General features: G+C 64.9%; 15 protein-coding genes, 4 pseudogenes and 1 riboswitch. Of the genes and pseudogenes, 5 read left to right on the top strand and 14 right to left on the bottom strand.

Annotated elements, in window-relative coordinates; translation table 11 throughout:
• Positions 1-101: 101 nt before the first annotated feature.
• From SHTP_RS25150 to SHTP_RS25135, 4 genes are all read right to left on the bottom strand, one after another.
• Entirely contained in the window at positions 102-1,616 is a 1,515-nt protein-coding gene (locus SHTP_RS25150) for a sensor histidine kinase (protein WP_096372127.1), read from the bottom strand.
• Positions 1,594-2,298, bottom strand: a complete 705-nt coding sequence (locus SHTP_RS25145; protein ID WP_015357566.1) for a response regulator transcription factor — start codon at positions 2,296-2,298, stop codon at positions 1,594-1,596. The genes SHTP_RS25150 and SHTP_RS25145 overlap by 23 nt, the downstream gene beginning before the upstream one ends.
• Positions 2,299-2,419: 121 nt before the next feature.
• Positions 2,420-2,575 (bottom strand): DUF6131 family protein, encoded by a 156-nt coding sequence (locus SHTP_RS28105; protein WP_096372126.1) that lies wholly within the window; start codon positions 2,573-2,575, stop codon positions 2,420-2,422.
• Positions 2,576-2,687: 112 nt separating this feature from the next.
• Positions 2,688-3,890, bottom strand: coding sequence for an ISAs1-like element IS2404/ISMul1 family transposase (locus SHTP_RS25135; RefSeq protein WP_420811867.1), 1,203 nt, complete (start codon positions 3,888-3,890; stop codon positions 2,688-2,690).
• Here SHTP_RS25135 and SHTP_RS25130 point away from each other — a divergent pair.
• A complete protein-coding gene (locus SHTP_RS25130) occupies positions 3,808-4,899 on the top strand; it encodes a PPE domain-containing protein (protein WP_420872922.1) in 1,092 nt (363 codons plus the stop codon). The genes SHTP_RS25135 and SHTP_RS25130 overlap by 83 nt on opposite strands.
• Before the next feature lie 77 nt (positions 4,900-4,976).
• A complete protein-coding gene (locus tag SHTP_RS25125; RefSeq protein WP_172900603.1) occupies positions 4,977-5,534 on the top strand; it encodes a TetR/AcrR family transcriptional regulator in 558 nt (185 codons plus the stop codon).
• Between the two features lie 58 nt (positions 5,535-5,592).
• On the opposite strand, the gene SHTP_RS25120 is transcribed toward SHTP_RS25125, so the two are convergent.
• The 7 genes and pseudogenes from SHTP_RS25120 to SHTP_RS25090 all read right to left on the bottom strand — a co-directional run.
• Entirely contained in the window at positions 5,593-7,206 is a 1,614-nt protein-coding gene (locus SHTP_RS25120) for an FAD-binding protein (RefSeq protein WP_096372124.1), read from the bottom strand.
• 117 nt (positions 7,207-7,323) lie between these two features.
• Entirely contained in the window at positions 7,324-8,709 is a 1,386-nt protein-coding gene (locus SHTP_RS25115; RefSeq protein WP_096372123.1) for an L-serine ammonia-lyase, read from the bottom strand.
• Positions 8,706-9,983, bottom strand: a complete 1,278-nt coding sequence (gene glyA, locus SHTP_RS25110) for a serine hydroxymethyltransferase (RefSeq protein WP_096372122.1) — start codon at positions 9,981-9,983, stop codon at positions 8,706-8,708. Before glyA ends, SHTP_RS25115 begins: the two co-directional genes overlap by 4 nt.
• Positions 9,980-10,384 carry a glycine cleavage system protein GcvH gene (gcvH, locus tag SHTP_RS25105; RefSeq protein WP_096372121.1) on the bottom strand — a complete coding sequence of 135 codons (405 nt, stop codon included), beginning with the start codon at positions 10,382-10,384 and terminating at the stop codon, positions 9,980-9,982. Before gcvH ends, glyA begins: the two co-directional genes overlap by 4 nt.
• A 46-nt stretch (positions 10,385-10,430) precedes the next feature.
• A pseudogene (gcvT, locus tag SHTP_RS25100) lies at positions 10,431-11,558 on the bottom strand (glycine cleavage system aminomethyltransferase GcvT).
• Positions 11,559-11,575: 17 nt separating this feature from the next.
• Positions 11,576-14,367: pseudogene (gene gcvP / locus SHTP_RS25095) on the bottom strand (aminomethyl-transferring glycine dehydrogenase).
• A gap of 256 nt (positions 14,368-14,623) precedes the next feature.
• A riboswitch (glycine riboswitch) is annotated at positions 14,624-14,714 on the bottom strand.
• Between the two features lie 317 nt (positions 14,715-15,031).
• Positions 15,032-16,297 (bottom strand): annotated as a pseudogene (locus SHTP_RS25090) (aromatic ring-hydroxylating oxygenase subunit alpha); the annotation flags it as partial.
• A 144-nt stretch (positions 16,298-16,441) separates the two neighbouring features.
• On the opposite strand from SHTP_RS25090, the gene SHTP_RS25085 reads away from it, so the two are divergent.
• On the top strand, positions 16,442-17,644 hold the full coding sequence (locus tag SHTP_RS25085) for an ISAs1-like element IS2404/ISMul1 family transposase (RefSeq protein WP_420873056.1): 1,203 nt from the start codon (positions 16,442-16,444) through the stop codon (positions 17,642-17,644).
• Here SHTP_RS25085 and SHTP_RS25080 read toward each other — a convergent pair.
• Together SHTP_RS25080 and SHTP_RS25075 are read right to left on the bottom strand one after the other, a co-directional pair.
• Positions 17,610-18,824: pseudogene (locus SHTP_RS25080) on the bottom strand (sulfotransferase family protein). The gene SHTP_RS25085 and the pseudogene SHTP_RS25080 overlap by 35 nt on opposite strands.
• The gene (locus SHTP_RS25075; RefSeq protein ID WP_096372118.1) at positions 18,821-19,918 is read right to left on the bottom strand and encodes a DUF1214 domain-containing protein; all 1,098 of its coding nucleotides are present in this window, start codon (positions 19,916-19,918) and stop codon (positions 18,821-18,823) included. The pseudogene SHTP_RS25080 and the gene SHTP_RS25075 overlap by 4 nt, the downstream one beginning before the upstream one ends.
• 62 nt (positions 19,919-19,980) lie before the next feature.
• On the opposite strand from SHTP_RS25075, the gene SHTP_RS25070 reads away from it, so the two are divergent.
• Entirely contained in the window at positions 19,981-20,574 is a 594-nt protein-coding gene (locus SHTP_RS25070) for a TetR family transcriptional regulator (protein WP_096372117.1), read from the top strand.
• A gap of 63 nt (positions 20,575-20,637) precedes the next feature.
• Here SHTP_RS25070 and SHTP_RS25065 read toward each other — a convergent pair whose 3' ends face one another.
• Positions 20,638-21,468: an alpha/beta fold hydrolase gene (locus SHTP_RS25065; protein ID WP_096372116.1), complete on the bottom strand. Its 831-nt coding sequence runs from the start codon at positions 21,466-21,468 to the stop codon at positions 20,638-20,640.
• Positions 21,469-21,528: 60 nt separating this feature from the next.
• On the opposite strand from SHTP_RS25065, the gene SHTP_RS25060 reads away from it, so the two are divergent.
• Entirely contained in the window at positions 21,529-22,134 is a 606-nt protein-coding gene (locus SHTP_RS25060; protein WP_020727702.1) for a TetR/AcrR family transcriptional regulator, read from the top strand.
• The last annotated feature ends 56 nt before the right edge of the window (positions 22,135-22,190 follow it).

Raw genomic sequence — 22,190 nt, 5'->3', positions numbered from 1 at the left:
ACGATGCGGGCCCAAGCGCCCGCGGTGGGCGGCCCAGCAATTCGGCTGGCCCAATGATCAACAGCGTCCGCTGAGTTGCCGGGGCTACTGCGGTCGGCAACTCAGCCGGGCGGCACGCCGGATCGTTGCCACGCGTCAAGTGGCAGCCGCACCGAAAACTCGGTGCGTCCGGGTGAGCTGTTGACGGTGATGGTGCCGTTGTGCGCCTTCACCACGGCCGCCACGATCGCCAGGCCCAGGCCGGTGCTGCCGCCCTTGCGGGAGCGGGAGGTATCACCGCGGGCGAACCGCTCGAATATCTCCGACTGCATCGCCTCGGGAATGCCCGGACCGTTGTCGATCACCTCCAGCACCACATGCGGCGGCCCACTACTGAGCCGGGTGGTGACGACGGCGCCGGGGCCGGTGTGGATACGAGCATTGGCCAGCAGGTTGGCGACGACTTGGTGTAGCCGTGCGGCATCGCCGGTGACGACTACCGGTTCTGCGGGCAGGTCAAGCTCCCACTGCTGATCCGGCCCGGCGATATGCGCATCGCTGACGGCATCGACCGCCAGCCGGGACATATCGACCGGCTCGCGTTCCAGCGGACGGCCGGAGTCCAGCCGGGCCAGCAGCAACAGGTCCTCGACCAGACTGGTGATCCGCTCCGTCTCGGACCCCACCCGGCTCATCGCATGGGCGACCGCGGCACGGTCGTCACCCATTCGTTGCGCCAGCTCGGTGTACCCGCGAATCGCGGCCAGCGGGGTGCGCAGCTCATGACTGGCGTCGGCGACGAATTGACGAACCCGCGTCTCGCTTGCCTGCCGGGTCGATAGTGCGGCGGCAATGTGATCGAGCATCCGGTTGAGCGCCGACCCAAGCTGACCCACCTCGGTGTCGGGGTTGGCGTCGGTCTGCGATACCCGCACCGGCAATTCGACTTCGCCGCGATCCAACGGCAAATCGACGACTTCCGTTGCGGTTTGGGCCACCCGGCGCAACGGGGCCAGTGCCCGCCGAATGATAATCGCGCTGGCGGTGGTGGCCGCGACCAATGCGACGACGGTGACGATGCCGAAAATGATCAGCATTCGGATCATGGTCGCGTCCACATCCGACATCGAAAGGCCGGTGACGATGAGTTCGTAACCGCGGCGGCTCAGGGCGGACACCACCCGGTAGCGGCCCAACCCATCGAGGTTCAGTGTCACCGGATCTTGGCTGCCGGCGACGGCCGCCAGCTGGGCCTGCGCCGTCGGGCTGATTTCGGCACGGTCCCCACTATTGGTCAGATACCCCGCAACGATCGCCTTGCCGTCCCTGACCACGGCGCCGACCATGCCGGCCGGCTGGCCCGGGGCATCCAGAAACCGCGGCCCGGGGCCGGGGCGCCAGTATCGGTGCTGGTGCCGCCAGAACCGATGGGACGACTCGGGGTACATCAACGCCGATCGATGCGACGTTCCGCCCAGTTGCCCGTCGAGCTGTGCGACCAGGTGGTGATGCAGCGCCAGTTCGGTCGCGGCGGTGATTCCCACACAGACAACGGCTAGGACGAGGATCTGCCCGACCAGCAGGCGCAGCCGAAGCGACCAGGCGCCCGGTTTCCTAACGAGCCGGTTTGAGGACATAACCTGCGCCGCGCAGCGTGTGAATCATGGGTTCGCGACCGTTGTCGATCTTCTTGCGCAGGTAGGAGATGTAGAGCTCGACGATGTTGGACCGGCCGCCGAAGTCATAACTCCATACCCGGTCCAGAATCTGCGCCTTACTCAGTACCCGCTTGGAGTTACGCATCATGAACCGTAGCAATTCGAATTCGGTTGATGTCAACGAAATCGGCTCGCCGGCGCGTGTCACTTCATGACTGTCCTCATCGAGCACCAGGTCCCCGACGACCAGCTGAGCCCCGCTGTCCACGGTGGTCACACCGGTGCGTCGCAGCAGCGCCCGCAGCCGCAGCACAACTTCCTCGATGCTGAACGGCTTGGTCACGTAATCGTCTCCGCCAGCGGTCAACCCGGCGATGCGATCCTCCACCGCATCCTTGGCCGTCAACAGCAGCACCGGCAGCCGTGGGTTCTCCTTACGCAAGCGATGCAGGACTTCCAGCCCGCTCATGTCGGGCAGCATCACGTCGAGTACGACGACGTCAGGACGCTCGGCGCGGGCGGACGCGATCGCAGACGCGCCATCGGAGGCGGTGGCGATGTTCCAGCCCTCGTAACGCAGTGCCATTGACACCATCTCGGCCAGAACGGGTTCGTCATCGACGACCAACACGCTTACCGGTTGACCATCGGCCCGGCACATCACAACGCGCTCAGCCGAACTGCGGGGGGCGGTCACGGTTTCCAGTATCCGCTCCGGGTTAGGCCGAAGCTATGCCGTTGCTATGCGCAGGCTGTGAAAGGCGGGCGTTGAACTCCGGCGGTCAGTACCAATACCGCCGGCCGGCCACCGGGCGCCCCACCGAACCCATGACCCACAACACCGCACCGATCACCAACAGGATGACACCAAGGGTGGTCAACAAATGAATACCGAACACAAATCCCAGGTTCAACAGGATGGCACCGACGACGATCATGACGAATTCCTTTACATTGCGAGTGCGTGATCGATTGATTCCATTGCGCTAGGTTGCGGCAAATGGCAGTCCCTTACTTTCGGGTTGAGACCCAGGGCTCCGGCGTTGTTGATTAGCAGGCTTGTGAGCTGGGGAATTGTGGATTGAGGAGGTCTAGGCGGCGGTTGGCGGTCAAAGCGGTGATCCGGCAGGCTTCGGCGATGTTGTCGGCGCCGTTGAGGCGGTGCAGATTGATCGCGGTGTTGCGTAGCGTTGCTAGGACCTGTGCGCCGTTTCCGGTATGTGCCCTTTGACGGTCTTCGTCGAAGGTGACGTCGCGTATCCAGTGCAGGCTGTTCTCGATTCCCCAGTGTTGACGCATCCAGGTCATGATCGCGGTAGGGCGGGCGTGCTCGAACGGCAGGCTGCAGATGGCATAGACCACCTCCACGCTGCGCTGGTCGGTGGCGGTGATCAAGCGTTCACGAGTGATCCGGATGATTTGTTTTGCGTAGGGGAAGCCGATTCCTCGTGCAGCGGTGATGATTTGCAGGGTGCGGGTCTCGACACGGCCGTGGCCGCGGGAGTCGTCGGTAGCGGCTGCGGGCACCTCGGCCCAGGGCAGCGCGGTGATACGCGCAAGTATTTTGGCTTGGTTGGACTTGACGATCATCAGGTAGTGCGACTTCAAGGTGGCGCAGATCAACTTCGCGGTGACGACCTGGGTATGCATCGCATCCACGGTGACCAGCCACCGCAAGCTACCCGGCAGCAGCGTGAGCAGGGCACGTACACAGGGAATTTCATTGCTTTTCTCGGCGACAGCGAGTTGACCGAGCACCAATCGGGCACGGTGGGCGAACACCGACACGAGATGCGTGGCTGTCGCTTTGGCGCGTAAAGCACCACGCAGCATCTTGCCGTCCAACGCGATCGGCACCAATCCACTGGGGTCGCTGCTGGCCACGTGTGCAGTGAAGTAACTGCCCATCCTGGCGTTGAGGTCGGCGGGGTCTAGCCGAGACAAAACAGCGCGGAAGGTCTTCTCACTGGGCCGCCGGAACCGGACCCCTAATTGGGCCAACACATCATCGGGAGCGGTGGCCGCCCATGTGGCAAAACCAGCATAGCCGCGCATCCCCGCGGCAGTGGCCAGAACCGCGATCGCCAACAAAGCCATCAGCGAATACCTCCGACCGCGTGGGTCCCTCGGGTCTGGCACCGAGGCCAACACATCGAGAAACTCCGATCCGATGAGCTCGCTGCGCTCACCAGGACTCCAGCGGTCGAACACCTCTGGAACCGACGACACAGGCAATACTGAAACGGTAGGCACGGGCAACTCCAGACCAACGACGAACAGTAACCAACTCGATCGTTCTCCAGATAGCCCGTGCCTACACTCCGGCCCCAATAGCGCGGCATCAAAGATCATCAACCCAGCTCACAAGCCTGCTAATCAACAACGCCGGAGCCCTGCTCAGCACCCCACGGTCGCGCAGTTGGACAAACTCGACAAACAGTGGGAGCAAGCCGAGGAATACAAGATAAAAGCTGAGCATGAGAGCAAGGCGTGGATGCGCAATATGGAGTTGGCCATAGCAAATAAAGAACTAGACGTGATTTTGAAGCAGTACACCGACTACCAGAACAAGTCGGAGTCGGTGCTCACCGAGTACACCAAGAAGGCGAATCTACCGCTGTCGCCATTGAATCCACCGGTGCCGCCCACCGCGTACAGCCCGCCACCGGCACCCACTCCGGACCCGACTCCGACACCGGATCCGACTCCCACGCCGGGATCGACCTCGGGGTCGGGCACCGGAACCGGGGGCCTGCCGATGATGCCGATGATGGGCGGCATCCCGTCGATGGGCGGGATGGGATCGGCGTCGAAGGCGGGTCTGGCCGCGGCCTCGGGGGTGCCGGGTGGGCCGGCGCTGAAACCGGCCGCGCTCGGTGGTGGGGCTGGTGCGGGCGCGGCGATGCCGCTGCAATCGCCGTCCGGCGCCGGTGCCCCGGCTTCGGCGGCCGCCGCGGGTGGGGTCGCCGCCGGCCGCGGGGCCGCTCGCGGGACCGGCGCTGCCGCGGGCCGCGGCGGGATGGGCATGGCGCCGGTGGGTCACGGCGGACACGGCCACAGCAGCCCCAAAGACAAGCGTGACCAGACCGGCCAGGAATCGCTCTACACCGAGGACCGGGCCTGGACCGAGGCCCTCATCGGCGGCCACGAGCCCGGCGAAACCGCAGACCACGCGCCGGTCACAGCCAGTCCCCCCGAGATCGACCAGCAACTAGCCGCAGCACTACGCGCCGCCGCACTACGCGAAGCACTGGGCTACTGAGCGGCCAAGATGGCAATCCGCTATGGGTTAGATCTCAATATCCCCACTGTCAACGATCGTTGAATACACTGATTGGCATGCCCGTGAAGACGCGAGACGCAACCGCCACCCGGTCAGCGATCCTGGACGCCGCACTGTCCCAGTTCGGGGAGAACGGGTTCGAGCGAACAACCATCCGATCGGTGGCCAAGGCCGCCGGGGTCGATCCGGCGCTGGTCATGCACTACTTCGGCAGCAAGGCGGGGCTCTTCACGGCAGCCACCCGATTCGACATCAAATTCCCGGATCTCTCGGGCATCCCAATGGACCGCATCGCCGACGCGCTGCTGCCCAATTTCCTCAGGGTCTGGGGGCCCAGGGGGACATTCCTCCCGCTACTGCGGGCGGCCGCGACCAACCGTGACGCGGCGGACGCGCTGGTCGAGGTGTTCGTCGACCGGGTCGGCCCAGCGCTATCGGCGATCGTGCCGGACCGGGGGCCCGAACGCGCCGCGCTGGTGGCAGCGCAAATGGTCGGTGTGGCGACGGCCCGCTACGTAATCGGCCTCCCGCCGTTGCTGCATATGGACGACGAGGAACTCATCAGATGGCTGCGGCCGGTGATCGTGCATTACCTGACCGACCCCGCGCCGTGACGACCGTTTCCGGATCCGAACTTGCCCGAGCCGGCTTCCCCGTTGCGCTGCCGGTGGGCTATTCGAGCGCGGCGCTGGCGGCGTGGGTGCCGGCGCGACGCCCGGAAAACACGCAATCTGCGATGGACAGCCCGCTGACATAGGAGTTGGAGCAGATGCCGGTTGCCGTGCGACCCGCACCGAACAAACCGGGAATCGCCGCACCGGATGCGTCGAGCACGGCTCCGGTCTGTTCATCGACCTTGATCCCGCCGAGGGTCAGCATCGGGGTGGGGTTGAGCAGGCTGGGCCGAACCGAGATGTTCAGCAGGGTGAAAGGAGCGCGGGCTACTCGGCGCACAAATTCCGCGGGCTTACCGGCGGGGTCTGTCGCTGTGGCGTCGATTGCGTTGTTGTGCGCGTCGACGGTGGCCTGCAGGCCGTCGGGATCGACGCCCGCCTTGCGCGCCACGTCGGCCAGCGTCTCGGCCCTCACCGAATCGGCGACCATCAATGCCGCGGCTTGAGCGCGCTGAAACCACAACGGCTGCTTGAGCATCTGGCGCCGAGCTTCATTCATCAAGTCCGCATCGGCGACCAGCCATGCCCTGGCGTTGTGATCGTGCACCAAGGCTTTGCCGACCGCAGCGCCGTACCGACTCTCGTCGATGACGCGTTGACCTTGCTGGTCGACCATGACGGTGCTGATGAATGCGCTCGGTGGCGTGATGAAGCGCCACGCTGAGACGTTGTCCATCCGTTCGGTGACCGCTCCCACGCTCTGTGCCAGCGCAATACCGCTGCCGTCATCACCGCTGGTGCCGAGTTGAAGCCCGGTCACGTAGCGCGGGGCATACCGTTTGATCCATTCGCTGTTGGCGATGAAGCCACCGGCACACACGATCACCCCTCGGCGTGCCCGGATCTGAACCGCGCGGGCGTAGCGTCGCTCAAGGGCACGTAGGCGGCGCTCCATCAAGTTTCGCAGCGGCGGATAGTAGATCCCGGGCTTGGTGGACACCGCCGCCAACGCGGCATACGCCCGCCGAATGCGGGGTGGCGCATCGTGCATCGTCATCGCTTCGACTCCGGTCACCCGACCCGTCGAGTCCTGCAGCAGCTTTGTCACCTTGGTGTGGGGGTAGAACTGAACACCAAGGGAGAGTGCGGCTTTGGCCAGTGGCGCATATAGCTGCTTGCCCGAGGTGCCTTTTCCCTTGACTCGGTGTCCGCGCTGGACGGGCGGAGTGTGGCTGCGAAACGCCCCGGAATTCTCGCTACCCGAGTGGTAGAGGTAGTAGTGATTATTCGGAAACGAGGTTTTGTAGGGACAAACGGTGGAGTCGAAAGGCACGCCGTAGTTGCTCAGCCAGTCGATCATCTCGGGGCTACCGCGCACGAATGATTCCAGGGTCGACTCGCTGACTGCATCTGCGACTTCCAGGCGGAGATAGGTCAGCATCTGTTCGAAGCTGTCGCGCACACCGGCTTGCTGCTGGACCGCCGTACCACCGCCGGCATAGATGATGCCGCCCGATATCGCGGTTGCGCCACCACCATTAGCCCGATCCAGCGCTACCACCTGCACGCCCTGTTCGCGTGCCGTGATGGCCGCGGACACACCTGCCGCGCCAAAACCGATCGCGACTACGTCGGTGGATTCGACAATGTGCTCCGGTGTGTCATCAGCCATGCGGCTACCCCAATCAGTCTTCGCTTGCCGGCGCGGGTGACTGTAACAGGTGCCAATGCGCGGCGAAGGGGATCGAGGCGGGCTGCACCGGCGGCATGGGGAGCGACCGAAACGTCCTCAGCACTCGACGATGTTGACAGCGACGTTGATGGCCAGGCCGCCGGCCGAGGTCTCCTTGTACTTGGCGTGCATGTCGGCGCCGGTAGCCCGCATGGTGTCGATCACCTGGTCAAGGGTCACGCGGTGGAAACCGTCACCCCGCAGCGCCATTCGGGCGGCGTTGATGGCCTTACCCGCGGAGATCGCGTTGCGCTCGATGCAGGGGATCTGCACCAGCCCGGCGATGGGATCGCAGGTCAGGCCAAGGCTGTGTTCCATGGCGATCTCGGCGGCGTTCTCCACTTGCCGCGGCGTGCCACCGAGGACCTCTGCCAGTCCGGCGGCGGCCATCGCGGCCGCGGAGCCGACTTCGCCCTGACAGCCCACCTCGGCCCCGGAAATCGACGCCCGCTCCTTGAATAGGGATCCGATGGCGCCCGCGGTCAGCAGAAAACGAACCGTGGCGTCGTCGGAGTCCGCGGTACCGGCCCGTGTGTAGTGGGCGGCGTAATGCAGGACGGCGGGCACAATGCCGGCCGCACCGTTTGTTGGCGCCGTGACGACGCGGCCGCCGGAAGCGTTCTCCTCATTGACGGCCAGCGCAACCAGGTTGACCCAATCCTCGGCGAATTCGGGTTTGCGGTTCGGGTCTTCGGCGTTCAAGCGCTCATACCAGCTCTTCGCGCGACGCCGCACCTGCAGGCTGCCAGGGAGTAAACCGTCGCGCGAAATGCTCTGCTGTTCGCACTCCACCATGACGTCGCGTAGGTGCAGCAGACCGCTTCTGACGTCTTGTGCACTACGACAGCATGATTCGTTGCGTAGCGCCACCTCGCTGATCGAGATGCCGAATTGGTCGCAGATGTCGAGCAACTCCTGGCCCGAGGAGTACGGCAGGGGGGTGCGACATGAATGGCGGTTGTCGCTGTGATCGGAACCCGCTGTGACGATAAAACCGCCGCCGACAGAGAAGTAGGTCTCGGTGGCCAGCACCCGCCCGCCGGAATCGGTGGCGGTCAGCGTCATCCCGTTGGGGTGGGTGGGCAAGACGACGTCGGGATGCAGCTTGACGTCCCCCTCGGTAAGGGGGACCGCCACGGTGCCGTCGATCCGGGTGACTCCGGACTCGGCGATTTCGGCGAGCCGGCGCTCCTTGGCTTCGCTGCTGATCGCCTCGGGCTGAAAGCCTTCCAGGCCGAGTAGCACCGCGGACATGGTCCCGTGGCCCGCGCCGGTGGCCGCGAGTGAGCCGAAGAGATCGATTTGTACCGCGGCGACGGCATCGCGCTGCCCCGCGCTGCGCAGCGCAGCGATGAACTCGTTGGCCGCGCGCATCGGGCCCACGGTGTGGGAACTGGAGGGCCCGATGCCCACGGTGAAGAGTTCGAAAACGCTGATCGTCATGGCTTGTGCAGTTCCGGGTACAGCGGATAGCGCGCGGCGAGCTCCTGGACCTGCTTGCGCAGCTCACCCAGCTGGTCGTCGTCAGCAGCGGTCAGCGCCGCCGCGACGATGTCGGCTACGGCACCGAAGTCATCGTGGGAGAAGCCGCGCGAGGCCAGCGCGGGGGTGCCGATGCGCAGCCCGGAGGTGACCATCGGGGGCCGCGGATCGAATGGGACGGCGTTGCGGTTGACCGTGATGTCGACGGCGGCCAGCCGGTCCTCGGCTTGCTGGCCATCAAGGTCGGCGTTGCGCAGGTCGACCAGCACCAGGTGAACGTCGGTTCCGCCGGTCAGCACGGTGATGCCCCGTTCGGCGACATCGGGCTGGTTCAACCGATCGGCCAGGATTTGGGCACCGTCGAGGCAACGCTGTTGGCGCTGCACGAATTCGGGCTGCGCAGCCATTTTGAAGGCGGTGGCCTTCGCGGCGATGACGTGTTCGAGCGGCCCGCCCTGCTGGCCGGGGAACACCGCGGAGTTGATCTTCTTGGCGATGGCCGCATCGTTGGACAAGATGATGCCGCCGCGCGGCCCACCCAGCGTCTTGTGCGTGGTGGAGGTGACGACGTGCGCGTGCGGCACCGGGCTGGGGTGCAGGCCGGTGGCGACCAGGCCGGCGAAATGTGCCATGTCGACCATCAGCACGGCACCGACCTCGTCGGCGATCTCACGGAATCGGGCGAAGTCCAACTGCCGGGGGTATGCCGACCAGCCCGCGATGATCATCTTGGGCTGGTGATCGCGGGCTGCTTGAGCGACGGCATCCATGTCAATGAGGTAGTCGTCTTTGGACACCTCATAGGCCGCGACGTTGTAGAGCTTGCCGGAGAAATTGATCCGCATCCCGTGGGTGAGGTGGCCCCCGTGAGCCAGCGAGAGCCCGAGAATGGTGTCTCCGGGATTGAGCAACGCGTGCATGGAGGACGCATTGGCAGTCGCACCCGAATGTGGTTGCACGTTGGCGTCTTCGGCGCCGAAGAGCGCTTTGACGCGGTCGATGGCCAATTGCTCCACGCCGTCGACGAATTCGCAGCCGCCGTAGTAGCGCCGGCCCGGGTAGCCCTCGGCGTACTTGTTGGTCAGGACCGAGCCTTGGGCCTGCATCACCGCCAGCGGTGCGTAGTTCTCCGAGGCGAACATTTCCAGCCCGGTTTCCTGGCGGTTGAGCTCGCTGTCGATCAGGGCCGCGATGTCGGGGTCGAAGGTGCTTAGGGATTCGTTGAGGATGCTCACAAGCTTAGTCCGTTCTGTCCGGCGTACTCGCTGGCGGTCAACAGATCTCCTACGGCCGTCGGCTGCACGGAGTACAGCCATCCCGCGCCGTAGGGATCGGTGGCGATGGTTGCCGGGTCATCGACGGCGGCGGTGTTGACCTCGACGATCTCACCGCTGGCGGGGGCGATCAAATCCGAAACGGTCTTTGTCGATTCCACTTCCCCGCAGGATTCGCCCGCGGAGACGGTCCCGCCGACCTCGGGCAGTTGCACGAAGACGAGGTCGCCGAGGGCTTCGACGGCCACCGAGGTGATGCCGACGCGGACGGGACCGTCGGGTGTGGCCGCACCGGGCGCGATGTCGATCCACTCGTGGTCAGCGGTGTAGCTGCGGTCGCCAGGTATTTTGCGGTCGGTCATGGTCGCCTTTCTTGGGATGCGTGGGCGGTCGCGATGGTCATGAGGATCAGGCTGGGCGCGGTCGCACGTAGAACGGTGTCGCGACTACCCGGAAGCGTTCCATGCTGCCCCGGATATCCACGGCGACAATGGAATCAGCGTCTACCGTGCCGGCGTCGACGTAGCTGATCGCGATCGGGTAGCCCAGCGTGGGAGAAAGGGCCCCCGACGTGACCGTCCCGATCTGCCGCTGGCCGTCCTCGGTGTACACCGCATATCCGGCCCGAGCGGCGCGCTTGCCGAGTCCCTGCAGGCCGATCAGCGTGCGTCGCGGTCCCTGCGCGGCCAGTTCGGCGAGGGCATCGCGGCCGACGAAGTACTTCTCGAGTCGTACCGTTCGGCCCAGTCCCGCGTCGTATGGGCTGGTCTCCAGCGAGAGTTCATGGCCGTAGAGCGCCATACCGGCTTCCAGCCGCAGCGTGTCGCGGCAGGCCTATCCGGCCGGGATGACGCCGTCGGCGCGACCGGCGTCGAGTAGCAGGTGCCAGACCGGGGCGGCGTGCGCGTTGTCGACGTAGAGTTCGAATCCGTCTTCGCCGGTGTATCCGGTGCGGGCCAGCAGCACTGGTATCTCGCCCAGCTGTACTTGCGTGGCCGCGTAGTACTTGAGCTCGGTGACCGTGGCCCGGTCGGCCTCGGCGACCACCTTGCACAGCATCCGCTCGGCGACGGGTCCCTGCAACGCGATGAGCGCGGTGTCCTGGGAGCGGTCGGTCACCGTGGCGTCGAATCCGGCGGCCCGTTGGACCAGCGCTTCGTAGACGGCCGCCACGTTGGCGGCGTTGGCAACGACGAGGAAATTGTCCTCGGCGAGCCGATATGCCACCGGGTCATCGATCACACCGCCGTCCTCCCGGCACAGCAGTGAGTACTTGGCCTTTCCTACCTTGAGGCCGGAGAACGCGCCCACCAACGCGTAGTCCAGGGCGGCCGCGGCCCCGGGACCGAGGACCTCGATTTCGCCCATGTGCGACAGATCGAACAATCCGGCGGCGCTGCGCACGGTGTGATGTTCGGTGAGCTCGCTGCCGTAGCGCACCGGCATTTGCCAGCCGGCAAAGTCGGTGAAACGGGCACCCAGCTCATGGTGCTGCTGCAGCAATGGAGTGGCCGGTGTGATTCTGCTGGTCGTCATGTCTATTCCCTTGCTGGTCAAAGTACTTGAAGTGAAGCGGATTTCGGCGGCAACGTTGACTCGAAGGCCGCTGGCGACGGGCACGAGCAGACCAGGTTGCGATCGCCGTGTACGCCATCGATGCGCCGCACCGGAGGCCAGTACTTGTCGGTGACCAGCCAGGGCGCCGGGAATGCGGCCACACTGCGCGGGTACGGCAGGTCCCAGGTATCTGCACACACCATTTCGGCGGTGTGCGGGGCTTGGCGCAGTGGGCTGGCCTCAAAGGGCACTCGCCCCACATGACCAGGTCGATTTCGCCGCGGATGGCGACCATCGCATCGACGAACCGGTCGAGCTCGGCCAGATCTTCGGACTCGGTCGGTTCCACCATCAGTGTGCCGCTTGCCGGAAACGCCAGCGTGAGGGCGTGGAATCCATAGTCGATGAGCCGCTTGGCGACGTCCTCTGCGGTCACTCCGGAGCGGCGGGTCAATTCCCGCAGATCCAGAATGCACTCGTGGGCGACCAATCCGTGTGGACCGGTGTAGAGCACCGGGTAGTGGTCGTTGAGCCTGGCGGCCAGGTAGTTGGCTGACAGCACGGCCGACTTGGTGGCCGTGGCCAGGCCGTCGGGACCCATCAGAGCGATATAGGCCCAGGTGATCGGCAAGATCCCGGCTGATCCGTAGTTCGCCGCCGCCACCGACGAGTCACTGGTGTCCTGGTGCGGGTCGTCCGGCAGGAACGGGGCCAGGTGCGCCCGCACCGCGACCGGGCCCACACCGGGTCCACCCCCGCCGTGCGGAATGCAGAATGTCTTGTGCAGGTTCAGATGTGAGACGTCGCCGCCGAAATGGCCCGGCCGCGCGATTCCCACCAGCGCGTTGAGGTTGGCGCCGTCGATGTACACCTGGCCGCCCGCCTTGTGCACCAGATCGCACACGGTGGTGACGTCGGGCTCGTAGACACCATGGGTGGACGGGTAGGTGAGCATGATGGCCGCCAGCTCCGCTGAATGGGTGCTGATCTTGGCGCGCGCAGGTCGGCTAGGTCGATGCTGCCGTCGGCGGCGGTGGTCACCACGACCACCTGCATGCCGGCCAGCACCGCCGAGGCCGCGTTGGTGCCATGAGCCGACTGCGGAATCAGGCAGATTCGGCGTTGCTGCTCGCCGCGACTGGCGTGGTAGCCGTGAATGGCGAGCAGGCCGGCGAGTTCGCCCTGGGATCCCGCGTTGGGCTGCAGCGAGACGCGGTCGTAGCCGGTGATCTCGGCCAGCCAGCGCTCGAGATCGGCGATCAGCTCCCGATATCCCGTGGTCTGCCCAATCGGGGCGTGCGGGTGGATGGCCGCGAACTCCGGCCAGCTGATCGGGGCCATTTCGACCGCGGAGTTGAGCTTCATGGTGCACGAACCCAGCGGGATCATGGTGCGGTCCAGGGCCAGGTCGCGATCCGAGAGCTTGCGCAGGAACCGCATCATGGCGGTCTCGGAGCGGTGTTCGTGGAATACGCCGTGCTGCAGGTAGGGCGTTGTCCTGAGCAACTCCGAGCCCAGGGGGGGATCGGCTCGGCGCGATGCGTTCGACATCGAAGGCCTTGAGCACCAAAGTGATGACCTCAGTGGTGGTGGTCTCGTCGCAGCTGATTCCGACATGATCAGAACCCGCACGTCGCAGATTGATGCCGAGGCTTTCCGCGCGTGCGATCAATTCGCCGGCGCGGCCTGGGACTTCGACCAGCACGGTGTCGAAGAACTGGTCATGGGCCACGGTGTAACCGTGGTGGCGCAGGCTGGCCGCAATCGACACAGCATGGGCGTGAACTCGAGAAGTGATGTCGCGCAGCCCCTCCGGTCCGTGATAGACGGCGTACATCGCGGCGACGTTGGCCAGCAGTGCCTGGGCGGTGCAGATGTTGCTGGTGGCCTTGTCGCGGCGGATGTGCTGTTCGCGCGTCTGCAGGGCAAGTCGGTAGGCCGGTGCGCCGTTGACGTCCTTGGACACCCCGACCAGCCGGCCCGGCAGTGCCCGCTCCAGCCCGCTCCGGACCGCCATGTACCCGGCGTGGGGCCCGCCGAAGAACAGCGGAACACCGAATCTCTGGGCCGAGCCCACCGCGATGTCGGCGCCGAGTTCCCCTGGCGGGGTCAACAGGGTCAGCGACAGCAGGTCCGCGGCGACGGTGGTCATGGCGCCCCGGGCTTTCGCGGTGGCGATCAACCGGCCCAGGTGCCGTACCGCGCCGCTGGCGCCGGGTGCTTGCAGCACGATGCCGAAGAAGTCGCCCTCGGGCAGCTTCTTTTCGATGTCAACGAGTTCGATGTCGATGCCCACCGCTGCCGCACGGGGCCGAAGCACCGACAGGGTCTGGGTGAAGCAGTCGCTGTCGACCAACAGTCGTGCAGACGGGCTCTTGTTGGACCGCCGCATCAGCAGCATCGCTTCCACGACCGCTGTCGCCTCGTCGAGCAACGACGCGCCGGCCAGTGGCAGCCCGGTGAGGTCCTCGATCATGGTCTGGAAGGTCAGCAGCGCCTCGAGACGGCCCTGCGAGATCTCGGGCTGATAAGGGGTATACGCCGTGTACCAAGCCGGCGATTCGATGAGGTTGCGGCGCGGCACTTCTGGTGTCACACACGGCGAGTAGCCCTGGCCGATCATGGACACCCGGATCGTGTTGCGTTCGGCCATCGAGGCCAGATCGGTGAGCACCTGCTGTTCGGTTCGAGCCGCGGACAGGGCCATCGGCGCGGTGTTTCGGATCCGCGCCGGCACGGCAGCATCGATGAGGTCATCGAGGCTGGGGTAGCCGACCGTGGCGAGCATGTGCGCAATCGCCGCAGGATCGGGGCCGATGTGACGGGGCACGAGACTGGAAGCGACAGCGCGACCGCCGTGCAGTTGTTCATATGTTTCAGACAAGGGGCAACTCCGGTTTCCGTGGGCCCGGATCGCACCGGGCTGGTTGCTCCCTCCCCGCTCTGTCCTGAAACCTGAGAGTCTGTGGCGCCGCCATTACAGCGACGTCGTACACCTTCGGTAAGGCACGGTCTAGGTGACCGATCCTTGTCTCCAGAGTCGCCTCGGCGATGCGGTACTGGGGCTGAGAGATTCTCGGGGAGGAGATTGCTCCTACGGCGCCTCGATAGCGAGGTTTCTCCCGCGTCGCGTCAACAGCAATGTTGTTGGCTATTTTGTTGTGACGAGCAGTTAACATACACACCGACTCGTCGTCTTGTCACTCCCCCGATTGGCCACATTTGGCGGTGCCCGGCGGTTGGCCGGACACCGCACGGGCGGGCGGTTGGCTGCAGGCCCGGGGCGACCAAGACCGGACACATTTGACCATCGAGCGTTAAACGCGGATGCGCACAATAATATTCGGGGCCCGCGGCGCCGCATTCGGACCGCTGTTCAGCTGCGAAAACGGCGGCCGGAGCTGTGGTGGGTGCCGGATCGATTGCTGATCCGATCCGCCCGATGTGAACCATCACACACGCGGGGCTCCCGGTCCGGGGCGAAGTCCGCCCCCGCTCATCCGCTCGGGTTCGGGTAGATCAAGGTAGCGCTCCAGGTTGCGGTGCATGTTGATGATCCGCCGTTCCTCGCCGGACAGCACCAGATGGGTGAAGCCGGGCTGATGCAAGCCGCGCTGGACACCCGGGAGCACTCGGATGTCTTGAGTGAGCACGATCCCGGGCTCGGCCTGATCGGCGGCCATCCGGACGTCTGTCGGCTTGTTGTGCGGCGCGTCCGGCGGCATCCGCGTCATCAGAAACATCACCATCTCGCCCTTGTCGGGATCGGCGAAGTGCTCCGGCTGGGGCCGCGAGCACATGATGGTCAGGTGGTCCGCGTTGGCCAGAAACGTCATGTTGGGAAACAAGTTGTACTGATGCAGCCGGGTTATCCGATCGGTGTCGGCCCACTCGAGGTCGACACCGCGGGTGGCGGCAAAGACTCGGGTGCGTGCCGCAATGAGATCCTGAACCGACTGGCCGGGCCGGCGCTCGTCGGCCGGCAACGGCGTGCCTTCGGCCGCGCCCATCAGCGCACCCTGCGTGTAAACGTAAGCGTCCCAGACCTCTTGGTCGCTCAGGGTGCCTTCGAAGCGTGGGCTCGGCACACCGTAGGGCTGGTCCGACTTCCCAGCGTGCCTCCAGATCTGTTGTGGGGCGTGAATATCGTCGACACAGCGCAACAATTCGGGATGCAACGTCTGAATGTGGTAGGTCTCGCTGTAGCCGTCAGCGATGGTCTTCCAATTGGCATCGACTTCCACGGTGAGCGTGGCGTAGCAGCGAAAATCACTCAGCCCGCACCACGCGATGTCTTCGGGTATCGGGTCCAGGTAATCCATCAATGGCATCGCGGTGACGTCGAGACTGACGAAGACCAGGCCCTCCCAGGTCTCGACCCGCACGGGCAGCAACGGGAAGTCGGGCATGTGCAGCGAGCCGAAACCCTTGCGATTGGGCACTCGCCGCAGTTCTCCGGTCAGATCCCAGGTCCAGCCGTGGTAGCCGCACTTCAGTTCACGCAGGCCCGAACCCGAGCCCGCGCACAGCGAATTGCCCCGATGGCGACACACATTCTGGAATGCGCGCAGCACGCCGTCGCAGTCGTGGACGATCAGTACCGAATAGGGGCCGCAGCGGTATTCGAAGTAGTCGCCCGGCGCGGCGACATGGTCGAGCATGCAGGCGAGCTGCCACACCTTGGGCCACATTCGTTCGATTTCGAGCTGGGCGAACGCGCAGGGCTCCGGCGTTGTTGATTAGCAGGCTTGTGGGCTGGGTTGATGATCTTTGGTGCCGCGCTATTGGGGCCGGAGTGTAGGCACGGGCTATCTGGAGAACGATCGAGTTGGTTACTGTTCGTCGTTGGTCTGGAGTTGCCCGTGCCTATCGTTTCAGTATTGCCTGTGTCGTCGGTTCCAGAGGTGTTCGACCGCTGGAGTCCTGGTGAGCGCAGCGAGCTCATCGGATCGGAGTTTCTCGATGTGTTGGCCTCGGTGCCAGACCCGAGGGACCCACGCGGTCGGAGGTATTCGCTGATGGCTTTGTTGGCGATCGCGGTTCTGGCCACTGCCGCGGGGATGCGCGGCTATGCTGGTTTTGCCACATGGGCGGCCACCGCTCCCGATGATGTGTTGGCCCAATTAGGGGTCCGGTTCCGGCGGCCCAGTGAGAAGACCTTCCGTGCTGTTTTGTCTCGGCTAGACCCCGCCGACCTCAACGCCAGGATGGGCAGTTACTTCACTGCACACGTGGCCAGCAGCGACCCCAGTGGATTGGTGCCGATCGCGTTGGACGGCAAGATGCTGCGTGGTGCTTTACGCGCCAAAGCGACAGCCACGCATCTTGTGTCGGTGTTCGCCCACCGTGCCCGATTGGTGCTCGGTCAACTCGCTGTCGCCGAGAAAAGCAATGAAATTCCCTGCGTACGTGCCCTGCTCACGCTGCTGCCGGGTAGCTTGCGGTGGCTGGTCACCGTGGATGCGATGCATACCCAGGTCGTCACCGCGAAGTTGATCTGCGCCACCTTGAAGTCGCACTACCTGATGATCGTCAAGTCCAACCAAGCCAAAATACTTGCGCGTATCACCGCGCTGCCCTGGGCCGAGGTGCCCGCAGCCGCTACCGACGACTCCCGCGGCCACGGCCGTGTCGAGACCCGCACCCTGCAAATCATCACCGCTGCACGAGGAATCGGCTTCCCCTACGCAAAACAAATCATCCGGATCACTCGTGAACGCTTGATCACCGCCATCGACCAGCGCAGCGTGGAGGTGGTCTATGCCATCTGCAGCCTGCCGTTCGAGCACGCCCGCCCTACCGCGATCATGACCTGGATGCGTCAACACTGGGGAATCGAGAACAGCCTGCACTGGATACGCGGCGTCACCTTCGGCGAAGACCGTCAAAGGGCACATACCGGAAACGGCGCACAGGTCCTAGCAACGCTACGCAACACTGCGATCAATCTGCACCGCCTCAACGACGCCGACAACATCGCCGAAGCCTGCCGGATCACCGCTTTGACCGCCAACCGCCGCCTAGACCTCCTCAATCCACAATTCCCCAGCTCACAAGCCTGCTAATCAACAACGCCGGAGCCCTGGTGGGTACCCCATAGCGGTCTTGATACGGACGCACCCGGTCGCGAACGGCGCTGGCGTCCAGGCCGGTATCCGACCAGGTGTACCGACCCCGCCCGCCATCACCGGGATGAGCCCTCAGGAAGTCACGCATGCGTTGTTCGGTTTCCGGCGCCAGCTCGCGGCCCAGCTTGCGATATACGCCCCTGATCGTGTTCCAGGGGTCATTAACGAAGTCGGTGTAGGGCACGTCGATCACCTGGCCGGCGGGGAGGGCGCCACCGGCGCGCAGCGCCATCTCCCGGTCGAGGCCGACCACGATTTCCTCGTAGCACTGGGCCGCGCATTCGGCGATGCTGGATTCGTCGCTGGCCATCCGGCGCAGGTGATGGGTCAGCGCCGCGATTGAGGAGATGACGTTGAGTGGGTCACGGTGTGTCTGCACGATCAACGCGTCGGGGTACTCGGCCAATAGCGCATCCAGCTGCCACAGATGCGCGGGCGATTTGAGCAGCCACTGGCCCCAGACGCCGAATTGAAGGTGTTGCAGAAAGATTCGATGGAATCGGTAGGCGCCGCGGTGGTCCGCCTCGTACAGCAGCCAGCGGTAGTAACTGGGTAGCCGGTACTGCACCGAATAGATCATGCTGGTGAATTCGCTGGCCGTGATGCGGACGCACTCCTGTCCGACCTGTGCGCCCATCGGGTGAAAGGACAGGAAGCCGGGAATGATCTGCTCGGAGAGTTCGATGCTGGCCTTTGTCTGCGCGATTCGTGGATCGCTGAGATACGACTCGGGCGCGGGGACCGGACACGGCGCATCGACTTCCCAGGTCAGCGGTGCCCGAAGGTCGGGGTCCTAGGCGAGCAAGTCGTAGAGAATCGTCGTTCCGGTGCGGGGCTGGCCGACGATGACGATGGGCTGATCGATTGCCTTCGTGGCGATTTCGGGGTGCTGGCGGCGCCACGCGATGACGCCGAGCCGGTTACGCAATGCGCGCATCAGGTCCAGGTGGGCGATCTCGACGCCGATAGCCGACAACCGCGCCTCGTGGATCAGTGCGTCGGTGACCCGCTGCAATCCGTCTTGCCACCCGTCGGCGCCGAAGTCGTCGCTTCCGGCTTCCTCGCAGGCGGTGGCGATCAGGCGTTCGGGCTTGAACCGATCCTGCGGCATGCTCATGCCCGCTGCTCCCGGTGGCGTACCGACACCTCGACGTCGGGCGCTTGGGGATTGTCCAGCCAGCGCAGGATCACGAACCCCCGATGCCGGCCACCGGTGTCGAGCCAATGTCCAAAACCGAAGTCCTGCTCGGAAATTGCAATACGCACCCGGCCATCCGCGCCGGCACGTACCGCCCGATTGGTCACCGAGCTGTGCCTGCTGTCCGGCTCCAGACATTCGTGCCAGATGCTTTCCAGGGCGACACTCCAGTGCCGCGTTTCCGGTGGCTCGAAGTCCGGCACCAGAGCCTGCCCCGGTGCTAGCCGGAAGGTCCCGATCATGTACAGGTTGTCCGGGGTGGTGTCGGCGGCGCCAAGATCGGCGGCCTGGGCGGTCAGCAGGGTGTTGGGGTGGTCGAGCAGTTCGGGCTTGATGGTGCGGTGCAGCGTGGTGAGCTTCATCAAGGACCACGCCAGTGCCGTGAACTGTCCCGCAAGTTCGTCGTCGGTTGGTGGCGGCGCCGGGGCTGGGTCGAAGGCCTCGATGCGCATTTTGGCGAGCTCTTCGTGGCTGCGATCGCCGACGTACTCCCGGACGACGATCGCCGATGCGTCGTCGGGGATTTGCACCCACTGCCCGCCGCCGAGCTCGCCGGGTTCCAGTGCCGAAAGCAGCAGCGTGAATTCACCAGACTGCAGCGCTAAGTCGGCGTCGCTGAGGTAGCCGGCCATTCGCCGCGGCGTGAGTCCGGTGCCGGCCAGTATCTGTATTCCCAGGTAACAACTGGTGCCCCGGGTACCGGTGATCCGGTAACGGTGGTCGCCGCGGATCATCGCCAGAAAGTCGTTGCCCTCCGGGTTGGGGCCGCCAATCATGCGGTTCGGCGGACACATATCGAAGAACACGGGCCGGGCGGGGTCGGACTCCACCGACATTTGCGCGCATAGCGACGACACCCGGGCGATGACCCGCAGTCCTTCCAGGAGTTCCGGCTCGGACTCGGCGTCCTCGGTCACGATCTTGGTGACGTCTGCGAACATCCGCTGAAAGAACTGCCACACGGCAAGCGCCTGGGGGGCATCCGCGACAGGCCTGGCGAGGTGGTGAGACATAGTCTCACAATAAGACTATGTCTCACACATTCGGTAGTGGTTCGCGTGAATATAGTGGGCGAATGTCTCCGCCACCCGCAGCCACCTCGCTTGCCGAGCGCAAGCGCACCGCGACCCGCCAGCGCATTGCCACGGCCGCGGCGCAGCTGGTTGCCGATCTGGGGTTGGCCGCGGCAACGGTGGAGCGCATCGCCGATACCGCCGACATCAGCCGGGCGACCTTTTTCCGTTATTTCAACTCCAAAGAAGACGCCGTCGCAGAAGGCATGACAGCGCACTGGCTGGACCGGATCGCTACCGCTCTGGCGGCACAACCCGAGCATCTGAGCGCCGTCGAGGCGGTCGTTGGCGCCTTCGGTGGGCTCGCGGTCGGATTTGCCGAGATGGAAGATCAAGTACGCGAATTGGCAACGCTTACCCGGTCTTCGGAAACGTTGGAAGCCTGGACGCTGCACATCTATGTGCGGTACGAATCGGCGATCGCCGACTTGATTGCAGCGCGGATACCCAATTTGGTACCCCAAGACCCGAGGCCGCGGCTGGTCGGTGCGTTGGCGATGGCCGTGGTGCGCATCGCGCTGGATGACTGGCTTGGTCAGGGTGGCTCGCTGCCGGATCGGGTGCAACAGGGGTTGGCGGCGATTGTCATCGCGTGAATGGCGTCCAACCGGGCGCCGGTTGCGGTGCTGGATCGTCGTCAGTCCCCAGCGCGTTGCACCCTAGGTGCGTACGGCCACCGCTGATAGCAGATCGGCCAATCGATCTGGCCGGTCGAGCATCGAAAACGTCCTGGCCCCCTCGATGAGCTCGAGTCGGGCGTTCGGGATGGTGGCGGCGAGGCGCCGGCCGTCCTCGAGTGCAAAGAACTTGTCGTCGGCCGACCAGGCGATCAGGGCGGGCTTGCTGAACTCGGGCAGCCGCGCGGCGACGCCCCTGGACACGTCGGTATGCAATGACAGGGTTAGCTGACGCAGGTCTTCGGCGATCGCCGGATTCGAGAGCGCCGGTTGTACCCAGCGCTGCGCCAGCTCATCGATGTCGGCGTGGGCAAGGTCGCCGTGGGTGCGCCGGCGGGCCGCCGGCGACCGCATGGTTTGAATAGCGGCCCGAAACATCTTCTTGGACTTGGCTGCCAGGATCACCGGCTTGAGAATCGGTGGCGGAAAGTGTTCGAAAGCATCGCAACTGGTGAGCACCAGCGCGCCAAGACGCTCGGGATGATGCACTGCCACCAACTGTGCGACGACCCCACCGGTGTCGTTGCCTACCAGCACCACATCATGCAGGTCCAGGGTTGCCAGCACATCGGCGACCAGGTCACCCACGCCGGTGATCGATCGGTCGGCATCCGGGCCCAATGCCCTCGGGTGTGCGCCAAGGGGCCAGGTCGGCGCGAAGCAACGCAAGCCCCGCTCGGCAAGCCGTTCGCTGATCTGGCGCCATAGCTGGCCACCCATCAGGTACCCGTGCACGAACATGACCCGTCTGCCGTGTTCGGGTCCGGTTACTTCGTAATGGCTGGTTCCGGCGTTAATGTCGATCGTCGGCATGGATGACTCCCATTTCGATACACTTACACACACGCTGCCGGTAACTTACCAACAGGTTGTATGGAAATCAAGAGACGCACGCAAGAGGAGCGCTCCGCGGCTACCCGCGAGGCGCTGATCACCGCTGCTCGCAAGCTGTGGGGCAGTCGCGGCTATGCCGAGGTGGGGACGCCGGAGATCGCCGCGGAAGCCGGCGTCACCCGCGGCGCCATGTACCACCAATTCGCTGACAAGGCAGCGCTATTCGGTGAGGTCGTCGAGGCGGTGGAACAGGACGTGATGACGCGGATGGCTACCTCGGTGGCTACCTCGGGGGCGGCCACGCCCGCCGACGCGATCCGTGCTGCCGTCGATGCCTGGCTGGAGGTGTCTGGCGATCCAGAGGTGCGTCAGTTGATCCTGTTGGACGCACCCGCGGTGCTAGGCTGGGCGGGCTTCCGCGATGTCGCACAGCGCTACAGCCTGGGCATGACCGAGCAGTTGATCACCGAGGCCATCCGGGCGGGCCAGCTGGATCGCCACCCGGTGCGGCCCCTGGCCCATGTGTTGATCGGCGCGCTCGACGAGGCGGCAATGTTCATTGCGACGGCCGATGATCCCAAGCGTGCCCGCCGCGAGAGCCGACAGGTGTTGCGTCGGCTGATCGACGGCATGTTGAACGACTAGCAGCTGGCATTCGGGCGCGCTCGGCCATTCCGGCCGATTCCGGCCGCGGCGAACCA

The organism is Mycobacterium ulcerans subsp. shinshuense (assembly GCF_002355775.1).
GTDB lineage: Bacteria > Actinomycetota > Actinomycetes > Mycobacteriales > Mycobacteriaceae > Mycobacterium > Mycobacterium marinum.
This window is presented reverse-complemented; position numbering and strand designations above follow the sequence as displayed.